The following is a 23462-nucleotide window of genomic DNA, read 5'->3' on the forward strand; positions in this document are numbered from 1 at the left end:
TAGCAGGAGAGCGACGCGGCCAGCGCCTGCTGGTGTGATTGCTTCCTCTCGCGCACGCCGGTGCTACTGCGACACGAACAAGGGCAGGGCCGCATCAGCGAGCAACGTCGATGTGACGTCCTCGGCAAGGGAGGCAGCGTCCCGGGCATGGCGGCAAGTGCCGATCACCAGCATGCCGGCGTCTACCGAAGCGGCGTATGCCTGGAGCCTGTCATCGGTGGACGCGCCATTGGATGACATGACGGCTACATCGGCAGCGACCCGATGCCCTGCCAGGAAGCTGGCCATTTCCACCCCGCTTGGATCGCCGGGGAGGTCGGCCTGGTTCTCCGGGGCAATCACGAGCAGCTTGACCACCTCCGCAGCGGTGAGGAGGGGCAGCGCATCGACGATTGCGCGTCTTGCGTGCTCGCTGCCGTTCCATGCGACAACAATTTTCCGAGCGATGGGCTTGTCCGCCCAGGCCCGGGGGACGATGAGGATGGGGCGTCCGGTCCGCAGCAGGCTGGTGTGTGCCTCCCATGCCCGCGGGGTGCCCGAGAGCTTGGGACTGGACAGCACCAACAGGTCGCAGCTGAGGGCGTGCAGGGCGGATTCGCTGCTCGACCCGGCGAAGGAAATGATCCGAAGCTCTGCACTGCTGGCGTGCCGCTGCACCGCGCCGTTGAGGCGCTGGCCGGACGCAAGCAGGCGTGACGCCATGATGGATTGGTGGAGGGCGAGTGCTTCAGCGACTGCACCTCCAGCGGCAGAACCCTGATGCGGGGGTTCCGGACCCTGGTCCATTGCGGTGACTCCGATCAGGTGGCTGCCCAGCCCGCCCGCCAATCGCGCAGCAGTTTCCAGGATATGCAGCCCCGGAGGGCTTGCATCGAACAGCACCGCGATGTTTTTCAGGGTGGGCATGCCCGGTCCTATCCGTCGGATGCTCGGCGGGGCTGAAGCCCCGATCCGCGCATCTAGAATGATCATTCTAGTTTTTCGCATCGTACTACAATCGCGTCGGTTGCATCGCCGATCGAACCCCGAGAGTCCCCAATGACGTCTGTTGCCTCTGATCCCCTGGATGTTCACAAGGGAGAGATGCGTCGCCAGCAGGTGCTCGATGCCGCAGCTACCTGTTTTCGTCGACATGGCTTCCACGCAACGAGCATTGCGCGGATCTGCGGCGAGGCGGGCATGAGCGCCGGCCACATTTATCACTACTTCGCGAACAAGGATGCCATCGTCGAAGCCATCGCCAGGCGCGAAGAGCACGACATGGCAGAACTGGCACGCGAGATGGAACTCGATCCGCTCGGCGGCTCGGTGGCCGAGCGGCTCATCCGTCTGGTCGATGCGTCGCTGGACAAGTTTCTGGAGCCGGCGCATGTGCAACTGCGTCTCGAGCTTGCCGCAGAAGGCGCGCGCAACGAGGCGGTCCGCCGCATCCTGGCGCATTCGGACGGCATCGTGCTGAGGCAGTTCGTCGATGCCGCGGAACGGTGCGGGCTGCCGCCACGACTCGGGCGCGCCGGGCTGACGACGGCGATGATGATGCTTTCGGCAGCATTCAGTGGCGTGATGGTGCGCGCCGCAACCGGCCAGCAGCCGGAAAGGCAGGCAACCGCCCTGTTCCTGAAACGACTCATCCAGGCGTTGCTGCAGCCCGATCGTGCCTGACTCCGGCGCGGGTGGCGCCAGCGGCAGGCGCCGCGCGCCACCATGGCCACCTGTTCGCCCGACCAGCGGGATGCCGCATGGGCTCGACGTTCGGGGCGCACTCGATGGCGTGCATCGCTCCCTGAAAAGGGCAGGCATCACGCCATGCGGTGTCTGTCCGAATCGCGTGTCGACCCGCCGATACCCGCTCGCCCGGCTGCCACCGTTGCAGGTAGGCGCCCGGTCGTCGCTCGCACCCCGTCGTCGTCGCTTGGACGATCGGATCACGCTGATGCCCTACAGGGTTACCAAGCCTGCGCTCGAGACCTGGCACATGGCCATCGATTGCCTGGCGTAGTCATAGGCGGTGTCGCGGTCGGTAAAAGCCGCGCCGGGTAGGCAGTGGCGACGCAAGGTGATGCCGCCTGGCCTGGAGACCAGTAGCTCCGGCACGAACTTTCCATGCAGTGGGCAGACGTGGGCGGTGAGGAGATATTCGCCCACGCCTCGGACAGTTGGGGTATCCAAAAAACAGTCCCTCTTGCTCAAAAATAATGAACGCTGCTGAGCATGCAGCAGCGTCGGCAAATGCACGCTCCCAGTGGCGAGCGCGACAAGGCGGCAGTATCGAAGGGAGCAGATGAAGATTCTGTCGGCTTAAGTGCCCATGTTTGTAGGGATTTCCCTACAGATGCAGGCCGCGCGTTTGAGCCCGCAGGGTCCGGGTCGTCGCGGGAGGGCCCGCGTCGGTCGAGCGGCGCGTCGGCCCGGCCCGCCGTCTGGCGGGTGGCGGGGATCTTTCGCTGTGCGGTGGCTACACTCCGCGCTGACAGCGATCCCGCAGCTGCATCGAGGGGAGCGATTCACCGGCCCAAGGCCAAGCACCACAGGCCGCTGTCACGGGAGCGGATTTTGCAGTTTGGCACTGCGCTGGAGAAGTACGGCGGCTACCGCACCACCGTCTGCTTCAACATTTTTGAATGAGATGGGATTTCGCCCAGATGTCATCGAACGCCAGCTTGCGCATGCTGAGCAAAACAAGGTCAGGGCAAGCTACAACCAGGCTGGGTACCTGCAGGAACGCGTCGCAATGATGCAAGCTTGGGCTGGCTTCTTGGGCAGCTTGAGGACACAAGGCACGCGGGCTTGAAAAAGGCAGATGCCCATCCGATCAAATGGATTACCAGCCCGGGCTCGCGGCCGGCGTTTCATTCCTTGCCAAAGCGTTTCCAAGACCGACTGTTGATAGTGGTAATTTTTTCTCCGTGCTCATTGCGTCGTCTTCAACCTCTGGGGGAGTGCGCGGTCTCATTGACGTGTCCGACAACCTGTCTGGAGTTGCTGGAACCTGTTCATGATGCCTGTCGTTTTCCAAGTATGGCTTCGTGACGGCGATGAGCGCGGTATAGAAATACATCATAACTCTGCTCGGCTCCGGCTATGGCCTGGCGTCTACACGCAGGTTCCTGCGTTTTTTTCGCCAAAATAGTTCATCTGAGCATGCATCCCGCCTGGCCAGTGGCGAACATTTGTACTCGCCGCATGAGACATGTCGCTGTAATGGCATGTGCCTTTTGTCAGATCAGCGGCGTTGCCAATGCTTTGTCAATGCGAGGTCGCCTACATGTCGCTCAACACGCTTTCGACCGGGAGCAGCGCAGGTCTGATTCTCCCTCCATCGGATGAACCGTCCTCTCCGGAGCCGTCCGGATCCGGCTCTGGCATGACCGATTCCGATGTCTTGTTGGGGATGGATAATCTTTTCCTGCAGCAGATCTACCGCATGATAGCCGCTGTCTACGGCAATATTCCAAGCGATGATCCGACTGTTGACCCGTCCGCAACGCCTGCCCCTTCATTTGATGATATCCAAGCCAGTCAGCCGATCGAGAAACGCACGTCTTGGCCCACGCCTTCGACAGGGTTCGACGCCAAGGACGTCAAGGGATCCACGCTACCGCCTGCGGTTGATGGGTCTTCGGTTACATGGGATGGCGGCACGCTCACGGCATCGGAGCTTCAGATTGTCTCGACGCTCAACCAGCACAAGGACAAGATGCCCCTTGAGTTTTCAAAGCTCGACGACAAGATCAACGACCCATCTACGCCTGCGGACTTGAAGAGTGCACTGCAGGGCCTGCAAAAGGACCCACGTCTGTTCTTCGCCATCGGCTCGCAGGGCGACGGAAAATGCGGCGGCAAGATCAAAGCTCAAGATCTGTGGGATTTTGCGGATCACCATCAACAGGTGACCGATCTGGGCGGAAAAAACGCTGAATTCAATCCCAAGAATATCAAGGGAGACACGCCACCGCCGCAGGCAGAAGGCTCAACTGTCACATGGGACGGCGGTACCCTCACGCAATCTCAGCTGGAGATCGTTTCGACGCTCAATCAACACCGTGACATGACGCCGATCGAGTTCGCCAAGCTCGATGAAAAGATCAACGATCCCGCCACGCCACCCGACATGAAGAAGGCGCTGCAAGGCCTACAACAGGATCCCGGTCTGTTCTTCGCCATGGCATCCCAGGGGCACGGCAAGCACCATCACGACGATCAGGGCAAGTGCAATGGCACGTTGATTGCGGCCAATCTGTACGATTTTTCCGATCGTCATCCACAGGTCACTGCCATGGGGGGCAAGAATGCGACCTACAACCCCGAAAAGATGAAGGGACGCGACCTGCCGCCACCGGTCGACGGCTCTTCGGTCACATGGGATGGTGGGACGCTCACCCAGGACGAGCTGGAGATCGTCGCCACGCTCGATCGCCACAAGGACAAGTTGCCGGTGGCGTGGGCCGATCTCGATGCCAAGATCAACGATCCTGCGACGCAGCCGGATCTCAAGAAAGCATTGACAAAGTTGCAGAGCGATCCGCGGCTATTCTTTGCGATCGGCTCGCAAGGCGATGGCAAGTGCGGCGGCAAGATCAAGGCTGACGATCTCAGCAAGTTCTCGGCCGGTCACGCGCAAGTAGCGGAGTACGCCAACAAGCAAGCCAAAGGCTACACGCAGAACTACGTGGCTTCTGACAGCCCGGACAAGACCCAACCGACAGTCATGACCGAAAGCGATGCAATGCGCGAGTTTTATCGCTACTCGGACTACCTGCCGAAGGATCTGAACCAGGAAGCGTTCAAGCAACTGGTCGAGGGCAACAGTAATGCTCAAAAGTGCCCGCCGCAGGTTATCGCCGCGGCACAGTATTTTCGAGAGCACCCCGATCAGTGGAAGGCGCTGGCAGGAGACTCCGGTTCGATGAGCACCCCGGACTTCCTGCAAAAATCTGCTTCGCAGATGCATCTGACAGCATCCGAGCTGAAAACGCTGGACACGATCAATGGCCATCAGGATGCGTTCTTCGGCGACGGCAAGGAGGTGACGCGCGACAAGCTCGACACAATCGTCAAGGACGATAAAGCTGATCCTGCGGTTCGCGACGCCGCCAAGCAGCTATTGGGCGACCCGCTATTGTACGGGTTGTTGAATAACTCGATCACCGGCTACAAGAAGCCGCATAGCTTCCTTGGCGGTGGTCATGTCGTTGACTCGGGCAAGATCAGCCAGAAGGACTTTCAGCAGTTCTACGAGCATATGACGGCGGCCAACAAGACCGTGGAAAAATCGCCCACGCACGCGGCCACGTCACCCGAACAGCAGAAGGCCTTCGCGGACATGTTGATGGGCAAAGCCGATCAACCGGACATCAAGACGAAAAAGAAGGATATCGGCACGCTCGGCAAGGGGTTGCATGAGTTCCTGAAATGGGACAGCAAGATCCTGGACTGGGCCTCGGTCGGACTGAGTGCACTGAACGGCATCCCCGTCATCGGCGAGTTTGCCGATGCGGCAGCGGTGGCACTGGAGGGCGAAGCGCAGGCCGCACAGGTGCTCGATACGGCACTGCAAGGCGGCGATATGTCGCTTGCGTGGAAACTCGCCGGCATCAACATGGCTGGAGCGGTCGTTGGTGCAGCCGGTGGGCCGGGCGCCAGGATCGCAGCCAAGGGGGCTGCCAAGGGAGTCGCGGAGGGTGCCGCCAAGGCAGCGAGCGAGAGTGCGACCAAGGGCGCTGCTGAGGGAGCGGGCAAGGCCACGACCGAAGGAGCAGTGAAGGGCGCTACCGAAGGAGCAACCAAGGGTGCTGACGAGGGTGCAACGAAAGGCGCCACCGAAGGAGCAACGGAGGGTGCAGCCGAGGGGGCAACCAAAGGTGAAACGAGGAAAGAGAAAGTCGTCGCCTTGGCAAAAAACCATGTGGTCGGCGGAACCATCGGTATATACACGGACCTGCTGAAGGTTCCTGTGATGGCGGGCTTGCATTACGAAGAAGTGCAATTGGACAAGGAGAGGGATCATGGCGACATCCGCCAGAATCTGGAAGACGCAGGCGGCTTGCCGCTAGGCAAGCAGACCATCCCCGTGTCCATCGCAGACAACTTTGAGGCCGACACGAAGGAAAATATCAGGAGTTTGAGGGGTGGGTGGCGCAGGTAATGCCCGTTCCTGATCGGCATCCTGTTGCGCGAACGGACGGGCGATCAGCATGATCGTCCGATTCGTCAGTGGGCTGTTCAATTCGGTCTGCAGGCAAGGCCTTGGAGAACCGGAAATGTGCCAGCGCCAGTCAAGTAAAAATGTCGTTCTATAACGGCAGACTTGGCACTGCGAGCCACTGCATGCGCTTTCCACCGTGAATTCATAGCTGCGCCAGCCTTCGAGTCGGTTGCAGTTCACGGTGGAATCTAAGCAAGAGCCAACATGGCAATAGTGTTTTGTTGGTCGTCGTGGTTCGGTGCGGATTGTACGGGTCGTTGGCCCCCAATCTCGCGCTGACCGGTTTGAACGTTTCGAGTCGATCCGGGCGCAATGCCAGATCGACGCTGCCCCGCGCCATGCGCGCTGTCCACGTGCGGAAACGAAGGAGCGCTTGGGAAGCCTCAGAGAAATCTGCCGTGGCGTATCCTCTGAACTCGTTTGTCAATCACAACTTTCGTTGGGGATGTTCAAGAAGGTTGGAACAATCCATCAGTCCTCTTATTTCAATCTCATTGAAGTACTTGGCGCGACATCGAAACGCTGGTTGTCAAGGCGATCGCCTGAAGTTTGCACGACGACTGGATGTCGGAAGAGGAGTGCCTTGCCTACTGGCCCGATACCGGTACTTGAGCAAGCAAGGCGCAAAGATGGCGTATTTCTTGCGCTTTCCAGGCTACTTGGCCCGAATGCTCTGGCGTGTACGGTAGTTACGCGTCTGGCGAGACAGTCAAAACGGAACGCTTGCTCAAACGTGCTTATCCACGCCGCTATGGAGCATGCGTGTAGTTCCGCCACCGGCGGTCTTTCAAGCGACTCATCTGCCGCTCCACAGACCTAGGCTGCGTATGACACAGGTCTCGATTGCGCGATTTCCAGCCGGCAAACTTCGTGTGCGGCGCAAGTCATTCGCGGTGTCCTGCGCGGGGTATGTACCGCGAGCCAGACACTGCGTGCTACCGAAATGGTGTATCGGTACCCATCGCATACTTTCTCGAGGATTTCGGACAATGTCGGAATTGGGAAATATCCACACAGCGAACGACACATTTTTCACCAACATGGGAGCCCGTCTTGGCTTGCCCGAGGAGCTTGCGCAGCGACTCGGCCAGGGCGAAACCATCCTTGGTCCGGCAGGCATGCTGTGCCGTGTCCACACGCAGATGCAGCAGGGCGAACTGATGGCGTTTCCGGAAGTGATCCTGCCCCTGGCCGCACGCGAGCTTGGCGGCGATGAGGTGGCGACGCTGCTGGCGCTGCAGGAACAATTGCTGACCCAATACGGCTGGCGGCTCACGCTCTCGGACCTTGGCCTGCTGTGTGTCTGCCCGCTGCTGCTCGAACGCACGGCCGATGCCGTGACCACCGCGCTGGAGCGCGGGCAGGTGGTCGCCCGTGTGGTGCTGGACGCGCTGGTGACACAGGCCGGCAGTGTGGCCGAGGTGGCCTCATGAAGCTCACCAGCAACACCGGAACCTCTTCCGGCAGCCGCGCCACGTCTTCTGCAGCCGCACGCCTGACGCAGGGTGAGGAGGCGGTTCCTCCCCCACAGACGCGCTTGCCGACCGGCCCGCTTGCAGGCTTGTCTTCGGGACCGGTGCTGCGCGGTCGTCGCGCAGCGTCATCACGTCGCGTGACCACCGGCACGAATGACGCCGAAGCCTCGCATGGCGGATTACATCGTTCTGAGTCATCGCAGTCGTCACACTCTTCGGCTTCGACGGATGCAACGTTTTACACTCCGCAGGCAAGCCTCGCGTCCTCGGACGTCGATGAGCCGCATGCACCTGCCGCTGCGGCAACCTATGCGCAGCGCAGCGCTGCGGCAGCTACTGCATTGAAGGCGCAGTTACGTGCTCGCCTGGGCAATCTGCACTTCGCAGAGCACTCGTATGAGCAGGAGGAACTGCAGGCCACGTATCTGCAATGGGCGGACGCGCGCGTGGACGAACGCATCGCCGCATTCGGGCCGGATGCCGGATATCAGATTGTCGGCGATATGAAGACGGCAGGCGCAAAGGCAGCGTGGCCGATCGCCTACGAGTGTCTCAGAGCCTTCATCATCGGCTCGATGCGGACCCCGTTCGGTCTCGCGGCGGGCGCTGCCTACGACGGCGCGCGTGCGCCCGGATCGGAGACGCTGAGTACCACGGCGATGTCCGGTGCGGCGGCAGGCCTGATGTCCTATATCAGCGATACGTTGCTGATCCCGGCGATGGATCGGCGCGCGCGCGTGGCCAACCTGCCGCGGTTCCAGGCCATCGACCCGAAGATCCTGGTGCCCGATCCGCCGCCGGTCCTGCTGAAAATCGATGGCGAAAGCAAGCGCTTCACGCGTCCCGGTGAGGGCGACAGCGAAACGCTTCCCGAGCTCAAGGCGCAGGCCTACGACCTGCGTGCAGGTGTTACCCAGTGGCAATCCACGCTGGACGACAAGTCCCTGGATACCTTGTTGCTCAAGCCGACGATCAATGCAGGATTCAACGCAGCGCGGCGGACCTCCGACGACCCGGGTACGCTCACGCCGGCCGGCCAACTGGGCTTGAGCGCGCTCGCCATCGGCGGGGCAGGGGTCGTGCAGAAGGCAATGCTCGAAACCGGCAAGGCGGTTGCGCGTAGTGGCCAGATGCGCGTCCCCGACCTGCTTGGCGAACAGCAGCGGCTGAATCTGTTTGCGCTGGCGTTGCCGGACAAGACGCGTCGGCCCGCGCAATGGTCCGACGCTGTGCGTTTCCCCAACTATCTGCTGGAAACCGGGATGGAGGGCCTCGCGTTGGCCAGGCAGGCCTTGAGCACCACCAATGCGATCACCACTGCGGCACGCGATCTGCTGGGCCGGCACATGCTCAGCAACGTGTTGACCAATTTCGCTTCGCTCGGTGCCGCCCGCCTGATCGCTTCGCCCTTGCGCGGCGGAGACGCAAACGGCCGCGTTGCGGGCGAGGCCATCGATTCCACCGCGACGATCGTGCAACAGGCTGCGCAGACCCTGTTCAACGACACGTTCTGGAATGCGCTCAAGGCCAAGAATGGCAGCAACACCACCCAGGCGGCGCGCCTGGATCAGGAGCGCGCCGCTAGCGCCGCCGGTCACCAACGCACCATCGCACGCACACTGCAGGCGCTGGCCGAACCCGTCGACGCGGCCATCGCGCTGTTTTCGGCGCCGACGTCAGAGGAGATTGCGCGCGCCGTGGAGGAAGGGCAGCCGCTTGCGCCTGCAGCGGGGCCGCTTGCGGGGAGATTGCGTGAGGCGCTGGAGGAATTACGCACGGAGATCGGCACGCAGTCCGTGTCGATTGCGACCATCGGCACCGTACTCGACCGCCTGCACGCCGGGCAGGCGGCAATGTTCAGCGGTGTCCCAAGCAACGACCTGACGCATACGCTCAGGACCGAACTCCACAGGCTCAAGGATGTATTGCACGACAGCGAGCAGCTTCGCCAGTGGGAAAATGGCCTGGCATAAGCGATCAATCCTGCAGGTCATCCACGGCGTAGCGCAAACCGCAACGACAGACATAACCACCGTTGCGTCTGTCGTGTGTTGGCGCTCCCGGTGCGCGCCACGCACCGGCTGCAGCCTGCGATGTGTTTGCATAGTAGCGCCTTCCAGGTGGCCAGCACCTGGTGGGCGTGTGGGAGTTGCGTTGGCTTAGTCAGCCAATCGCAGCTCGGGGCTGGCATGCGTGCTTGTGTCATGCTCCAGGCGATGGGCAGGCAGCAGTGCTGCACGTTCCAGTGCAGCTGCCTAGCGCGCCTCGATCCGGGTGCCGCGAACAGGGGGTGGCTTGGACTGCTGCAAAAACCAGCTAAACACGGGCCAAATCGCTAACGGCATGGATTACTTGCTCGACACCACTAGGCGCCGCTGCCCAGTAGGGGCTGCAATGAAACGCAACGGCCTGGCAATGGACGTGCCGCGCCGGCCAGTACAGTGGCAGGCAATCAACCGTTGTGGTCCTTCTGGACAATACGGTCGTCCCGACGGCCTGGGAGATGGCGGGGCGGGCAATTACCCTCGTCGGCACGTCTGTCTTCACGCTTATGTGCGCAGCCGTAGATGATTTTCCATCGCGATTCGTTCAAAAATGTCGTCGTGCGCGATGAAGATGGTGATGTTCCAAGAACGACCATGGTCGGCGTCATGTGCGAGCAGGTCGCAGATCCATGCGCTATCGATGTCATCACGTAAAGGAGCGCGCATGAGCGAGATGATGACCCCGGCATCGTTCAATCGGCGGCGCGCCTGGCCATGCGCGTACGCCGGCAGATGGGGTTCCGGCCATAGCCGCAAGACCGCCAAGGTCCGTCAAGCAGGAACGAGGCCGTAGGAGGTGCGCAGGTACGGTGCCTCTTCTTCCGGCGGGTGCTGTGCGGCATCGTCGGTCTGGGCTCCGGGCACGTGCACATAGGCCTCAAGCCCTCCACCCACGGCACGCATCAGCTGGGCACCGTCTGGACATCCAGCATGTCCCGTGATTCGCTCACCTGCCGGGCGATCACCTCGGATCGGTGTTGCTTGTCTGCGGGGAAACACGCGCAGGGCTAACGAGTAGCCCTGCGTCATGTCAAGGGGGAGGGGGCTTATTGACCGACCAGGCTTTTTGCGTTGTCGCCGGCCTTGCCGATGTACTTGTTGGTCGTTACGTTGAAATCGAGGGCGTTCTTGCGCATGGTGATCTCGTTGTTCATGTGCGTCTGATTCGCGTTAGATGTGCCGAGATCGTCGAGCAACGACTCGATCTGCTGGTTTGCCACATGCGTTGCAGCTGCACCGGAAAGTTGACCTTGGTCGGCGATCTGCTGCAGCCTGTGTTGCTCCACAGAGGAGTGTTGGCCCATTCGTAGCGCCTCATGTTGCTCCACGAATGGATAGTCGCCCATAAGCGACGGCGGATATTGCGCCACGAATGGATGTTCGCCCATCGGTAACGGCTGATGATCCAGAGATGGATCTCCGCCGCGCTGCGCCATCTCATGGTGCTCCATGGATGGATCGAGGCCCCTCTTTTGCGACCTGCTGGGACGCGCCCCCAGGGACGCCCTCAGCCCTGATAGCTCCGGCGATTGAGGCGTCGTGACGCTAGCGGGGCTGGGCGCAGCGGGAGATTGAGACGAATTGCCCCTGTCATGTATGTCCTCCGATTCAGCGGCGGAGGGTTGGGGCGACCCGGATAATTCGGAGAGCGAAAGTCTCATGTCTGTTCACCTTCATTCAATATGTTTGAAGTGGCTAGCGTAAATAGGGAGGTTTGCCTCCCCCGCCCACTTACTTTCCCCCCCGCGTGCCGTTAGCGATGACCTAGATCTGGAAGATCTCGACGTCAACCCGAAGCGATGCAGTGGTACCGCGATCCGATGATCGTGAGAACTTCAGGTCGGTTCGCCATCCGGAAGGAACCTGTAAAATCCTCCGCTGACAGCACGTTGGCTCGCTTGGGGCTTTTACCAGTCCCTGTCGGCTTCGACTTGAGTGTGCTGTTGGCAGGACTGCGAACAGGGAAGCGAAAAAACGCGGTAGCGAACATGTGTTGTGTTACGGCGCACGGCGCAAGCCAGTTGACGGGTGCTGTAATCAGACACAGCATCCGCCGGGCGATCGACGCACAGTGTGGCTAACGGTGGCATCAGCCGCTGTAGGCTTTGTGGCCGAAACTTTTCGCTCCGATGGCCTGCGACGTGTTGGGGGCAATCACCTCGTCGGGCGCATCGGTCGTGAGGTTTGCCAGTGTCACCGTCGCGCCGGGTGCGTCGGTGCGGAACACCGCTTCCTTGACCTGGTTGAACTCGCAGTTTTCGACCCGAAGGTTCGTGTCGATATCGGTATGTCCACCATTGGTACGGAAGACCTTGCCGGCGCCCTCGACAGTGTCACCCGACATCATGACATCGGCAGCGCCGTTGTCCTGCACGACCTTGTCCGAGGCATTCTTGAACGTGCAATTGATGATCTCGACCTTCGGCCGGCCGCTGAGCCCCGGGCTGCAACCTGCAATGCCGGCATCATGCTCGCGGTTTCCCTGGCCATCGATGGTGACCGCATCCTCGCTGACATCTTCGTTGACACAGTTGACCATCTTGCCGCTCTGCATGAAATGCACACCGTCGCCACCGCCTTTCATATGGACGTTGCAGAGGCTGCCGCCGTCCTCGACGATGAACAACGGCTGCTGGTGCTCGTTCTGTGAGCCATCACCAAGTCCAGGCCCGCCGATGTAGGTCTGGCCCTTGCCATCGAAGACCTCGCCCTTGTGCACCACGATGGGCTTGTTCTGGATGCCGGGCGGCGCGGTGACGACCTTGCCGGTAGGAAGTGGCGCCGGCGATCCGGCTGGGCCTGGCATGCCCGGAGTACCGTTGGTTGGCGTGGGCGTTGCCGCGTGAGTCGGAGTAGTGGTGGATGTGCCGCTGTAGGTTTCCGTTCCGTTGCTGCTCCCCCTTCCGGAGGTATCGCTGCCGTTACCACCGTTGTTCCCATTCCCATTGCCGGTACCGCTTCCGTTTTGCCCGCCTGAGTTGGTGGAACACGGCGGGTTCGATGGCGGCATCGACGGCGATGACGATGGTGTCGGATTGATCTCGTTCGGCGGCTCAGGGCCATTGGACGGTTTGTTACCAGCCTGCAGCATGTCGCTGAGCATGCGTTGCAGGCAGTACGCCACCATGCTCATGATCACCGCAGTCAAGTCTGGTTGCTGCGAGGGGGAGAATGAGGACGGCTGTAAGCTCGCTGTGGTACTTGAGGGAATGGCGAGATTCATTGGCAAATGTCCTGTGCGAGTGAACTACGGGCCGAGTCACGCGGACGGGAAAGGCTACTCTGCCACCGGTGGCGATGCGCCGCGACGCTGTGGATGGAGCTGCTACCGATTGCAGACACAATCGGCCCGATGCGGAGTTCAACGTCCATCACGCGCGTAGCCATAGATAATTTCCCGTCGCGATTCCTTCGAACATTTCGTCGTGTGCAATGAAGATGTTGTTGTTCCAATAACGGCCATGCTCGGCATAGTGGGCGAGCAGGTCGCAGATCCACGCGCCGTCGACGTCATCGTCCAGCGGGACGCGCACGATCAGAACGATCACGCCGGCATCGTTCAAACCGAGTTGCGCCTGGTCCTGCGCGTACACCGACAAGTTGGCTTCCAGCAACAGCCGGAACACCGTCAGGGTCCGTCCGGCAGGAGCAAGGCCATAGGAGATGCGTAGGTAGAGTGCTTCTTCCTCTGGCGCTTGCTGTGCTTCTTCGTCGGCCTGGGCTGAGGGCATATGCAGATAGACTTCAAACCCGTCCACCCACAGCACACGTTTGCTGAGCACCCCCTGCACATCCGGCAGGTTCAGTGCTTCGCACATCTGCTGGACGATCGCTTCGAATCGGGCGTTGCTCATCTGCAGTGAAACATGCGCAGGGCGGTGGATTAGCCCTGCGTCATGTCAGAAGCCGTTACTGACCGACTAGCTGTTTGGTGTTGTCACCCGCCTTGCCAATGAACTTGTTGAGTGTCACGTTAAAGTCGAGATCGTTCTTGAGCATGGTGACCTTGTTGTTCATGCCCTTTTGCTTCTCATTACTTGCTTCGAGGCCACTTAGCAGGGAATCGATCTGATCGTCTGAAGCGTTCAGAGCATTGTGATTAGAGTAGTCGCTCTTGAAGCCGGCCAGATGGCCATCCTTTCCCTGATCGAAGCGGGAGTGGAATGTATCTAATTTCGGAAGCATATCGGGACTCCTCAGAGATGGGTAAGTAACATGTAGCGCCTGATGGCGCGGTTTTACTTGGTCAACACGACCAAGGAAATCAATGATCAAGGCATGCCGGCGATATGAGCGACGATGCCGAGGGCAGCATTGATGCCCTCGTGCAAGACGGCAAGTTCGTTTCGCGCAACCTGATCGTTAGCTGCGGACCAGTGCCCACGGATCTGCTGCGCTGTCGCATCGAGCGCGGTCTCGATGTTGAGCAGCCGCTCGCCGGAGACGTCCAGCGCCTTCGTCTGTAATATCTTGTTCATATCCTGAGTGACGGTGTCGGTCATTGCATCGAACATGGTACGGCTCTCACGGCGCCGCTTGCTGCGGCAGGAAAGTCAGATGCTTGGTGCCGTCCGGCGTCTCGACGTAATGCAGCCCGTCGGCGAGCAGAGCTGCGTCGTAATTTGCGGGGGGCTTCACGGACGGGTCTTGCTGGCTGATCTCAACATGCAGCGTGCGGATCTCCGGGCCTAGATCGCTGCGTAGATCGGCGATGCGTCGGGTCGCACGCTCGGCGTTGTCGCTGCTTCCGGTAATCGAAAAAACGCCACTACCGTCGTAATGCACGCTGAGGTCGCGGTCCGCCAGGGTGTCGCGCAGCGTTGCCAGTACCTCGTCCACTACCACCACATCGACCGTGACGGCTTGATGGTGCCGATGCAACTCAGCGCGCAGGCGGGCCGCGTCGGCGCTGCTGGTCACCAGGCCTACCACCCGCACGCGCGTGCCAATTTGCTCCACGCGCGCTTCGCGCAAGCCCAGTTGGTTCAGCAAGGGTCTGACCTGATTGGCTTGGTTGTCCCGATGCTGCGGGGTGGCAGCGTCGGAAAGGAACGCCGGTTGCAGCGAGGGCAGCAACGCTGTGGCGGCCAGCGCTAGCATGGCGCCCACCACTGCACGCACTGCCTTGCGCCTAGGCGCGGGCGGCGCCGACGTCGGGGCTGGGGAAAGCAGCCGCTCAAGCAATGCCACGTCGTCTGGCCAATCCGCCGCAGAATCACCAAGGCACAGCACCAATGGACCAAAGCGCACTGGATGCAGCGCGATAAACGATGTAGTTGGCAACGCGTCGCCGCGATAATGCATCTGACCATCATGATCCACCTCGATGATAAGCGAGCAGCCAGGCCAGTCTTCGATTCGGATATCGGCTTGGGGATCGGCACCCAGCGTGTAGCATCCTGGCTCCAAATCTAATCGTGCACCGGCATGGACTCCTGTCAGGACACGAAGTTGCATGGTCATGCGCGAATCTCCTGGGCTGCCCGCTCCGGCTGCTCGATCAGCAGTGTGTTCAGACGTGTGATGGCACGGGAGCGATCGAGGCGTTTACGCGGTTTTCCCGCGTTGAGCAGTATCAGCGGCAGCAGTAAATGGAAATTGCGCAGCGCTGGAGATGGCTCCGGTTGCGCAGGCACCAACTCCACCAGAAGCTTGCGTAGCGCCTGTATGTTTTCGGTAGGCGTGCTTTCACTGCCGCTGCGTAGGTGTTCGCGCAACAACCTCCAGACCATGCTTGTCAGCGGTGTCGCGGCAGGATGCGCAATGCTGATCGCGCGCAGTTCGACAAGCGCAACGGAAAGCGCGTGTCGCCCTCCCGTCGGGTCCGTGGCGCGCCGCTTTGCGTAGCCCTCGAGAACGCCATCGACGCTCGCGCGCACGCTGTTGTCCACTTGCACCGGCGAGGCGCCTTGCCATGGCCCTGCCTGCGGATCGCCAGCATGGGGGTCTCCGCCATCGCCGTGCTGATCGTCCTGGCTTTGGCCCTGGTCCTGCGGCTTTGCGACTGCGATGCTGACCCGGCCGCGTAGCGCCGACACGCGCGCGGCTTCGTCTTCTTCCTGTTCGGTGGCATCCAGCTCGTCCAGGCCGTCCAGTGAGTGCAGGCCACGTCGCCGCTTGCGCGGCGGAGCAGGGCGTAAACGCTGCGCATGCGTTGCGGCGTCGGCGACCGGAGACGCGCTGGCGTGCGCCGCATCGGTATGCGCGTGCGAAGCGGTATGTGCGCCCGGAACCGATGGTGGCACGGCACCGGGGAAGATGCGCCGGATCATGGAAATGCCGCCTGCATCAGCGTCTGGCCGAACTGCATGATTGCCGAGGCACCCCAAGGCGCGGTGACTGCAATGGCGGCTACCACCACTACCAGCTTGAGTGCGAACGAAATCGATGCATCCTGCAGCGACATCACCGCCTGAATGAAGGCGATCAACAGCCCGGCTAGCGCGGCGACGCCGACCACCGGCAGCGACACCTTGAGGCACAGCAACAAGGCTTCGGAGGTGAATCGCACCAGATCATCTTGGTCCATGCGTCACCGATAACTCAGAACCAGGCCGTGGATCAGCATGGACCACCCATCCATCGCCACGAACAACAACAGTTTGAACGGGATCGCCACATTGGTGGGCGTTACCTGCGAAAGACCCATGGCCATCAACGCATTAGCCACCACCAGGTCGATGACGATGAACACCAGATACAGCAGAAAGCCGATGCGGAATGCTTCAGTCAATTCGCTGAGCGTGAAGGCAGGTGCCAACACGAGCAGATCGTCGGGCTTGAGTGTGTCGGCCTTGTCCTTGGGCCAGATCTGGCGCGCGGAGCGAATGAAAAACGCCTTCTCGCGCTCGCGGGTGTGCTTGAGCAGAAACTGCCGAAACGGCTCGCGGCAGGCATCGAGCAGCACTACCACGCGGCTGTTATCCGAGCCGGCACTGTAGTTCTGCGTAGCCTTGAACGCCTCCATGCCCACTGGCGCCATCACAAAGCACGACACCAGCAACGCGACACCATTGAGGACCATGTTCGGTGGTACCTGCTGCACGCCGATGGCATTACGTAGCAGACCGAGCACAACCACGATCTTGGTGTAGGAGGTAACTACCATCGCTGCGAAGGGCAGCAAGCCGAGCATGATGACCACTAGCAGCAAGGAGCCGACGTCAGGCATCTGCATGCGTGGTCTCCGACATACTCAGGATCTGTACGCCAAGATGTTCGCCCACTGCCAACAACCTACCGATGCCGATGGTCTGGCCGTAGACCACCAGGCGAATGTCGGCCTGGTCGACCGGTACCGATAGTTCCAGGATCTGACCGGGCTGCAATCCCGACAGCATCGAGAGTGGCAGTGCGAGCTGGTCCACTTCCAGCTGCACCGGCAGTTCCAGTGCTGCCACATCGGTGGTGGACGGCGAGGGGTCAGACTCGGAGGTATCGTGCTGCATGGTGGGGTAGGTCTCCAGAATCATCTGTTGCAAGTCCAGGCGCACCGTTGCGTGCAACGCCGCGCCTCCCGGTATGCCCCACAGCAGTTCGCCGCAGTGCAGCGGAGACGATGAAATGCAGTGCAGCAAGACATCGCCCGGCCGCAGCGACTGCAGCAGCAGTGTTGATGCGGTGCGCCTGCCGATGCGCAGGCGTGTGTTCACCCGCAGTGCGCTCAACCAGGCGGGCAGCGGCGTTGGGGCTGCCAGTGCGGCGATGGCCGTTTGCAATGCAGCAAGCATTGACGGGCTTGCCGTCAGCGCGATCGCGTCGATCTCACCCAAGGTAATGCCGATGCCGAGAGACTCGGCGGCCTCTGAGTCGCGTTCGAAGGCGACGACTTCGGCAGCGCCCAGTCCGAGCGGTAGGAAAGCGTTCAGGCAATCGCTTAACAGCACCCCGGCAATCGACACGCGCAGTGCGTCGTCGGCTTCGTTCAACAGCAGTGCCAGACCGTCCCGTGCGGCAATCCGCAGCTCCATGCTGCCGGTGTCCAACTGCAGCTGCAGTCGCCCGGCGTCCATGGCGCCAATACCACGGCAGTGCGTGGTAAGGGCGCAGTGGCGGGCGGTACGCGCATCGCCGAGCAACCTGCCCAGCTGCGCACGCGCGGAAGGCACCCGTCTCAATACCTGAGAGAGCGCACGTGCCGGTGGAACTAGGCCTGGCTCGGTTGGCAAGTCGCGATCCCTCCTCATGGCTGTTATGCCGCGCGTGCGGACTCAAACAACCTCGATGCTGACCTGGAGCGTGTCACTGAGTGTGGCCTTCAGCGCAGTATTCAAGCGCTTTTCTCCACTGCAAAGTACCGCGCGTGCGTCGGGCGAGTTGGTGTTGAAGCGAAGCGATAGCTGGTCTGGCGAAAGCCTCAAGAACAGCGTGGTTTGCGCAAGCAGGTCGTGGTTGATGTCCAGCCACGCCTCCCAGATGCCAGTGCCGCGCACCGTCGTGGCATTGCAGAACTCGGCCACACGGAGCGCGATATGGTTGATGGCCATCTGCCCGCGTTGAGTGCGGATCCACTCGGTAGCGATCTGTCGGCCCAGCGCGTCGCTGTCGTTGCCTCGGGTGACCTGTCGGTGATGAACCTGATCGAGACAGGATGACGGGTTACCTTGCGCCGGCGCAGGATCAAGCGGCTCGCTGGCGGACTCCCCGGCGTCCGTCGTCTCTTCAGCCACGGGCAGCGGCGGATCGTCAGCGTACTCGTCCTGCAACAGCGAACCCGGCAACACCAGCTGCGCACCGTTCAAGCGTCGACGCAGTTGCACAAAGCCGGCGCGTTGCGCCAGTCGCTGCGAGGTTGCCGGAGTACCCGGCCACAGTGGTGCTCCGGCGAGCGGAAGGATGCGCACATGGCGGACGGGTGGCTTGCGCATCAGGCCACCACTCTCCCGATCGGCTGCAACTGTACCTCCGCGCCCAGTTCCTGAAACGAATAGACTTCCAGCCAGCCCAGGCGCGCCTCAATCATGCGACGCACATAACGACGCACGTCCATCGATGCGACCACCGCCATCGGATGCCGTGCCTGATCGCCCACGATCCTCTCCACCTGCTCGACGAGCTGACTAGCCTGCTCCGGCGGCAGGGCCAGGAAATTGCCGGCCGGGGTGGCGCGAATCGACTGCCGGATCAGTTGTTCCACCGCGTGGTCGAGCATCACCGCGGGCAGCTGCCCGGTGCCCGCGGTCGCGGTATGCGCAAGATAGCGGCCCAGATCGCAGCGCACATACTCGGTGAGCATCAGCAGATCCTTTTCCTTCGGCCCCCATACCACCAGGCTCTCCAGAATGCTCTTGATATTGCGCACCGGGATGCGTTCTTCCAGTAACCGTCGCAACACATCGGCGATGCGCTGGGCTGGCATCGCCTTGTTGACCTCCGCGACTAGTCCTGGATAGTCCGCGCCCACCTGTTCCAGCATCCACTGCGTTTCCTGGATGCCCACGAACAGGTGTGCGCGCGCGTGCAGCGGGGCAATGGCCTGCTGGGCCAGCGCCTCCTGCATGTCTGCGGTGTCGTTCAGTTCGGCACGGGTCTCGGGGACGTCGTGGATCAACACTTCGTATTGCAGGCCCTGCAGGGCTTCGCTCTGCCATATCGCGATTCCCGGGAACGGCAACCCCAGCAGCTCGACCAACCGTCTGCGCCCGCTTTCGATCGCCTGATCCAGCAGCGCCGAGTCGAGCCGTGCGGCCAGTTGCGGTGAAAGCCGCATCGACAAGGGTGAGGCAAAATCCGGTGCGCTCTTGCGGATATGCGGCGCATCCCCCTTGGCACCTTTGCGGCTGGTGGATGGCAGCGCGGGCTGATCACTCCCACTGATGTCGCGTTGCTTGCGCCAGATCGTATAACCCCCGGCACCGACCGCCGCCGCCAGCAGCAGGAACAGCACCGCCGGAAATCCCGGCACGCACGCAAAGCAGGCCAGCAGCACGCTCGCTGCCAGCAAGGCACGCGCGTTGCTGGTGAGCTGGCGGCCGATGTCGAGCCCGAGCGAGCTGACCTTGGTCTCGTTCTCGTTGGCCACGCGGGTGATCATGACGCCGGCCGCCACCGAGATCAGCAGCGAGGCGATCTGCGACACCATTGCGTCACCTACCGACAGGATTGCAAAACGGTTGGCAGCCTCACCTGCGCTCATGCCGTGGTAGGTCACGCCCACCACGATGCCGGCGAGTATGTTGACCATGGTAATCACCAGGCCGGCGATCGCATCACCCTTGACGAATTTCATGGCGCCATCCATGCCGCCGTGCAGTTGACTCTCGATGGCCAGCCGTGCGCGCTTGCGGCGTGCTTCGTCTGCGCTCAGATTGCCGCCACGCAGGTCCGCATCAATGCTCATCTGCTTGCCGGGCATCGCATCCAGGGTGAAGCGCGCACCGACTTCCGCAACGCGCTCGGAGCCTTTCGCGATCACGATGAACTGTACCGTGGTGATGATCAGAAAGACTACCAGGCCCACCACCAGGTTGCCGCCCACCACCAGCTCGCCGAAACTCTCGATGATGTGGCCGGCCTCGGCGTGCAGCAGGATCGACTTTGTCGAGGCGATGTTCAATGACAGCCGCAGCAGCGTGGTGAACAGCAACAATGAGGGAAACGATGACAGCGAGATCGAGTCGGGCACATACATCGTGACCATCAGCAACACCACGCTCAGGGTGATGTTGATGCCCAGCAGCGTATCGATCAGCGGGGTGGGAAGCGGCAGGATCATCAAGCCGATGACCGCCACCACCAAGGCGGCGATCGCCACCTCGCCGCTGTATGCCAAATACCGTGTCAGGCGCATGCGATCTCCTAGCAGGACAGCGGGCTGCTGCCGTCGTCGTGGTCGCGGCCCAGTTCATCGACCCAGCGCAACACCACTGCCACCGTTTCGAAGAGCGACTCGGGCACTGCATCGCCCAGATCGACCTGATGTAGAGCACGTGCCAGAGGCGGATTGGCAACGATCGGTATACCGTGGTTGCGCGCAAATGCGCGCAGTTCCAGCGCACCGTCGTCCACACCCTTGGCAACCACCTGCGGCAAGCCGAAGCCGTCCGGTTCGTAGGCGAGTGCGACCGCGTAATGGGTCGGGTTGACCACCATCACCTTGGCCTTGGCGACACGTTCGCGCGGGTCGCCGAAGACCAGTTCCTTGGCGAATTCTTTGCGCTTTCCCTTCACTTCGGGATCGCCTTCGCTCTCCTTGTGTTCGCGCTTCTGCTCGTCCTTGCTCATGCGTTTGTCGCGAATGAATAGCCAGCGTTGTATGCTCCAGTCCGCTGCACCAACCAGCACAAAGACCAGTACCGCCAGGGCGCATAGCGTGCCCAGCGTACGCCAGCCGATTTGGGCGATGTCAGGCGTTGGCTCGTAGGCAAGCCCGATGATCATCGGCATGAGCGCGCGTATCCCAAACCACATCACCACGCCGATCAACATGGCTTTGATGCCCAATTTGAGCAAGTCGATGAGACTTCGCAACGCGAAGAGTTTCTTGACCCCGTTCACGGGATTGAGCGAATCGAACTTGGGCGTCACCGGTTTGAGCGAGGCGTTCAGACCGGTCTGGAGAAACGTGCCGATCACTCCAGCCACCAGGCAGGCGACCATGAACGGCAATACCAGCAACAAGCCCTCAGTGCCGATGCGAGCGAGCGCACGGTTCATGGCTGCTGCATCGCGGGTGTTGGCGGTGAAATCGAAGCCGATCGACATCAATGTACGCATGTGTTCCACACAGTAAGTGCCAGCCAGTTTCATCACCAACAGGGCACCGAGCAGCACCGCAGCTGCGGTTACGTCCGGGCTGATCGGGATTTCCCCATCCCTGCGCGCATCCTGCAGTTTCTTTTCGGTCGGCTTCTCGGTTTTCTCATCCGACATGGCGCTCTCCGGCCACCGTTGCTGCGTGCCGATTGTGGTTGAGCGGTCGTCGGGCAATCCGCTTTTGAGGCGAACGTGTGCGTGGGTGGGCGAAGTCGGCAAGGTTTGTTCGCCAGGGTGTTCCGATGTTCGCTTCTGAAACGTTCTGCTTGGTGCGGACGCGTAGCGTTATGCACAGCATGCTGTCCACAGCCATTGAATGACGAGGTGCGGTATGGAAAAGATGGAATGCCCAGGCGCGGTCGTGAGTGGTCTGATCGAGCTGATCACGGTCGGGCTGACCCACGAAAAAATCGACGAGGCTGCAGCGGTGCTGGCAGCGGTGCGCGTGCTGCGGCCAGAGCTGAAGGCGCTGGATACTTTCGATGCGTGGATTTCGATCAAACGCGGTGATTATCTGGAGGGCGCCCGCCTGCTGCGTGAGCTGGAGGCCGATGCGGGCTCTAAACCGTTGTGCAAGGCGCTGTACGCCTGCTGCCTGTTTGCGGTGGGCGATCAGTCGTGGCATGGCGTTGCACAGGGGCTGATCGAAGAAGACGCCGATGCCGACGCGGTCGGCCTGGTGAAGGCGCTGTCCGGGCGCTACACCCCGACGCCCGAGCCAGTGGAAGCGCAGACTGAAGCCTCGATACAGATGGAAATTCCCAACGCGCAGTATCTGCGCGCCTGAGCATCGCCAGACCCGACCCTGCCGGAGCAAGTCATGACGCTCATTCCGCCCGTCCCACCGATCACCGCAAGTAGCGGTGTTTCCACGCCAGCGTTGTCGCCGACGGCGGCGGCGCCGAACCAGGCGCTGGTCAGCCGCTTTCAAGCGTTGATGCAGTCTTCAAATCCGTTGCCGCCTGCCATGCAGCGTGCGGGCGAACCCAGTATGGTGAGCAGGGTGATCGATGTGCAGAACGATGGTGTGCGAACCGTGGCCGAGCATATCGATGCCTTCAGCATGCAGGCGCCGACCATGGGGCTGCAGGAAATGACGGCGCAACAGATAAAGTTGATGCACGAGCTCACGATGGTCGGCTTCAACCTCAATGTCAGCGTCGGCGTGGCGCAGTCGGGCAAGAACGCCGTGCAGACACTGTTCAAGAACCAATAGCATGCGCGCGCTCAGATGCGTGGTGGTGGTGCTGGTGGCACTGCTGCTGGCTGCCTGCAGCCAGCAGCTGTATTCCGGGCTCACCGAGATCGATGCCAATGACATGCTCGCGGTGCTTTTGCGCGCCGGTGTGGATGCGGAAAAGGTCACACCGGATGATGGCAAGACCTGGGCGGTGAATGCACCGCACGATCAGGTGTCGTATTCGCTGGACGTGCTGCGCGCGCATGGCATGCCGCATGAGCGGCACGCCAATCTTGGCGAGATGTTCAAGAAAGACGGCCTGATCTCCACGCCTACCGAAGAACGCGTGCGTTTCATCTATGGCGTGTCGCAGCAGCTTTCGCAGACCTTGTCGAATATCGATGGCGTGATCGCGGCCGATGTGGAAATTGTGCTCCCCAACAACGACCCGCTCTCGGCATCGGTCAAGCCCTCCAGCGCCGCGGTGTTCATCAAATTCCGCGTTGGTAGCGACCTGACCGGGCTGGTGCCCAGCATCAAGACGCTGGTGATGCACAGCGTGGAAGGACTCACCTACGAAAACGTGAGTGTCACGCTGGTGCCGGGCGGTGCGGAGAGCGATGCGCAGTTCGACGCATCGGCGCCGCCACGTTCCTGGCCTTGGCCATGGCTGGTCGGAAGCGCGTTGGCGCTCTGCGTGGCGCTTGCCGCGGCAGCGCTGTATTGGTGGCCGAGCGCCGATGCGCGCCGCTGGGGCGGCTGGCAGCGGCTGCGTGCGTTGACCAGAAAAAATGCCGGATGAG

General features: G+C 61.5%; 21 protein-coding genes and 2 pseudogenes. 7 read left to right on the forward strand and 16 right to left on the reverse strand.

What is annotated here, in order from left to right; genetic code table 11:
* Window positions 1–63 precede the first annotated feature (63 nt).
* On the reverse strand, window positions 64–906 hold the full coding sequence (locus tag C0541_RS00945; RefSeq protein WP_115045312.1) for a universal stress protein: 843 nt from the start codon (window positions 904–906) through the stop codon (window positions 64–66).
* Between the two features lie 132 nt (window positions 907–1038).
* Here C0541_RS00945 and C0541_RS00950 point away from each other — a divergent pair, with 132 nt between their 5' ends.
* Entirely contained in the window at window positions 1039–1662 is a 624-nt protein-coding gene (locus C0541_RS00950) for a TetR/AcrR family transcriptional regulator (RefSeq protein ID WP_115045313.1), read from the forward strand.
* Between the two features lie 276 nt (window positions 1663–1938).
* On the opposite strand, the gene C0541_RS00955 is transcribed toward C0541_RS00950, so the two are convergent.
* The gene (locus C0541_RS00955) at window positions 1939–2229 is read right to left on the reverse strand and encodes a hypothetical protein (RefSeq protein WP_153064933.1); all 291 of its coding nucleotides are present in this window, start codon (window positions 2227–2229) and stop codon (window positions 1939–1941) included.
* A 1036-nt stretch (window positions 2230–3265) separates the two neighbouring features.
* On the opposite strand from C0541_RS00955, the pseudogene C0541_RS00965 reads away from it, so the two are divergent.
* The 3 genes and pseudogenes from C0541_RS00965 to xopF1 form a co-directional block, all read left to right on the forward strand.
* Window positions 3266–5752: pseudogene (locus C0541_RS00965) on the forward strand (HrpF/NolX family T3SS translocon protein); the annotation flags it as partial.
* A gap of 1442 nt (window positions 5753–7194) precedes the next feature.
* Window positions 7195–7638: an Hpa3 family type III secretion system protein gene (hap3, locus tag C0541_RS00970; RefSeq protein WP_115045315.1), complete on the forward strand. Its 444-nt coding sequence runs from the start codon at window positions 7195–7197 to the stop codon at window positions 7636–7638.
* Window positions 7635–9653, forward strand: coding sequence for a type III secretion system effector XopF1 (gene xopF1, locus C0541_RS20825; RefSeq protein WP_161959819.1), 2019 nt, complete (start codon window positions 7635–7637; stop codon window positions 9651–9653). The genes hap3 and xopF1 overlap by 4 nt, the downstream gene beginning before the upstream one ends.
* 576 nt (window positions 9654–10229) lie before the next feature.
* Here the strand turns inward: xopF1 and C0541_RS00980 are convergent.
* From C0541_RS00980 to sctU, 14 genes and pseudogenes are all read right to left on the reverse strand, one after another.
* Window positions 10230–10624: pseudogene (locus C0541_RS00980) on the reverse strand (CesT family type III secretion system chaperone).
* Window positions 10625–10771: 147 nt separating this feature from the next.
* On the reverse strand, window positions 10772–11176 hold the full coding sequence (gene hrpE, locus C0541_RS21220; RefSeq protein WP_238601230.1) for an HrpE family protein: 405 nt from the start codon (window positions 11174–11176) through the stop codon (window positions 10772–10774).
* A gap of 638 nt (window positions 11177–11814) precedes the next feature.
* On the reverse strand, window positions 11815–12948 hold the full coding sequence (locus C0541_RS00990; protein WP_161959820.1) for a pectate lyase: 1134 nt from the start codon (window positions 12946–12948) through the stop codon (window positions 11815–11817).
* A 148-nt stretch (window positions 12949–13096) separates the two neighbouring features.
* Window positions 13097–13579, reverse strand: coding sequence for a CesT family type III secretion system chaperone (locus tag C0541_RS00995; protein WP_115045316.1), 483 nt, complete (start codon window positions 13577–13579; stop codon window positions 13097–13099).
* Between the two features lie 55 nt (window positions 13580–13634).
* Window positions 13635–13910 (reverse strand): HrpE family protein, encoded by a 276-nt coding sequence (gene hrpE, locus C0541_RS01000; protein WP_238601231.1) that lies wholly within the window; start codon window positions 13908–13910, stop codon window positions 13635–13637.
* A gap of 86 nt (window positions 13911–13996) precedes the next feature.
* Complete coding sequence (gene hrpD6 / locus C0541_RS01005) at window positions 13997–14239, reverse strand: HrpD6 family protein (RefSeq protein WP_115045317.1); 243 nt, start codon at window positions 14237–14239, stop codon at window positions 13997–13999.
* A 10-nt stretch (window positions 14240–14249) separates the two neighbouring features.
* Window positions 14250–15188 carry an HrpD5 family protein gene (gene hrpD5 / locus C0541_RS01010; protein WP_115045318.1) on the reverse strand — a complete coding sequence of 313 codons (939 nt, stop codon included), beginning with the start codon at window positions 15186–15188 and terminating at the stop codon, window positions 14250–14252.
* Complete coding sequence (locus tag C0541_RS01015) at window positions 15185–15997, reverse strand: 4-hydroxyphenylacetate catabolism regulator HpaA (RefSeq protein WP_115045319.1); 813 nt, start codon at window positions 15995–15997, stop codon at window positions 15185–15187. Before C0541_RS01015 ends, hrpD5 begins: the two co-directional genes overlap by 4 nt.
* Entirely contained in the window at window positions 15994–16254 is a 261-nt protein-coding gene (gene sctS, locus C0541_RS01020) for a type III secretion system export apparatus subunit SctS (RefSeq protein WP_115045320.1), read from the reverse strand. The genes C0541_RS01015 and sctS overlap by 4 nt, the downstream gene beginning before the upstream one ends.
* Window positions 16255–16257: 3 nt before the next feature.
* Window positions 16258–16902, reverse strand: coding sequence for a type III secretion system export apparatus subunit SctR (gene sctR, locus C0541_RS01025; RefSeq protein ID WP_115045321.1), 645 nt, complete (start codon window positions 16900–16902; stop codon window positions 16258–16260).
* The gene (sctQ, locus tag C0541_RS01030) at window positions 16889–17911 is read right to left on the reverse strand and encodes a type III secretion system cytoplasmic ring protein SctQ (RefSeq protein WP_115045322.1); all 1023 of its coding nucleotides are present in this window, start codon (window positions 17909–17911) and stop codon (window positions 16889–16891) included. Before sctQ ends, sctR begins: the two co-directional genes overlap by 14 nt.
* A gap of 24 nt (window positions 17912–17935) precedes the next feature.
* Entirely contained in the window at window positions 17936–18592 is a 657-nt protein-coding gene (sctP, locus tag C0541_RS01035; RefSeq protein WP_115045323.1) for a type III secretion system protein SctP, read from the reverse strand.
* Window positions 18592–20514 (reverse strand): FHIPEP family type III secretion protein, encoded by a 1923-nt coding sequence (locus C0541_RS01040; RefSeq protein WP_115045324.1) that lies wholly within the window; start codon window positions 20512–20514, stop codon window positions 18592–18594. The genes sctP and C0541_RS01040 overlap by 1 nt, the downstream gene beginning before the upstream one ends.
* A gap of 8 nt (window positions 20515–20522) precedes the next feature.
* Window positions 20523–21596, reverse strand: a complete 1074-nt coding sequence (gene sctU / locus C0541_RS01045) for a type III secretion system export apparatus subunit SctU (protein WP_115045325.1) — start codon at window positions 21594–21596, stop codon at window positions 20523–20525.
* Window positions 21597–21810: 214 nt separating this feature from the next.
* Here sctU and C0541_RS01050 point away from each other — a divergent pair, with 214 nt between their 5' ends.
* Genes C0541_RS01050 through sctJ form a run of 3 tightly spaced genes read left to right on the forward strand, consistent with a single transcriptional unit; the run spans window position 21811 to window position 23461 of the window.
* Window positions 21811–22266, forward strand: a complete 456-nt coding sequence (locus C0541_RS01050; RefSeq protein WP_115045326.1) for an HrpB1 family type III secretion system apparatus protein — start codon at window positions 21811–21813, stop codon at window positions 22264–22266.
* A gap of 33 nt (window positions 22267–22299) precedes the next feature.
* Window positions 22300–22695 carry a type III secretion protein HrpB2 gene (locus C0541_RS01055; RefSeq protein ID WP_115045327.1) on the forward strand — a complete coding sequence of 132 codons (396 nt, stop codon included), beginning with the start codon at window positions 22300–22302 and terminating at the stop codon, window positions 22693–22695.
* Window position 22696: 1 nt separating this feature from the next.
* Window positions 22697–23461 carry a type III secretion system inner membrane ring lipoprotein SctJ gene (gene sctJ / locus C0541_RS01060; protein WP_115045328.1) on the forward strand — a complete coding sequence of 255 codons (765 nt, stop codon included), beginning with the start codon at window positions 22697–22699 and terminating at the stop codon, window positions 23459–23461.
* The last annotated feature ends 1 nt before the right edge of the window (window position 23462 follow it).

It is taken from the genome of Xanthomonas arboricola (genome assembly GCF_003353015.1).
Taxonomy (GTDB): Bacteria; Pseudomonadota; Gammaproteobacteria; order Xanthomonadales; family Xanthomonadaceae; genus Xanthomonas; species Xanthomonas arboricola_E.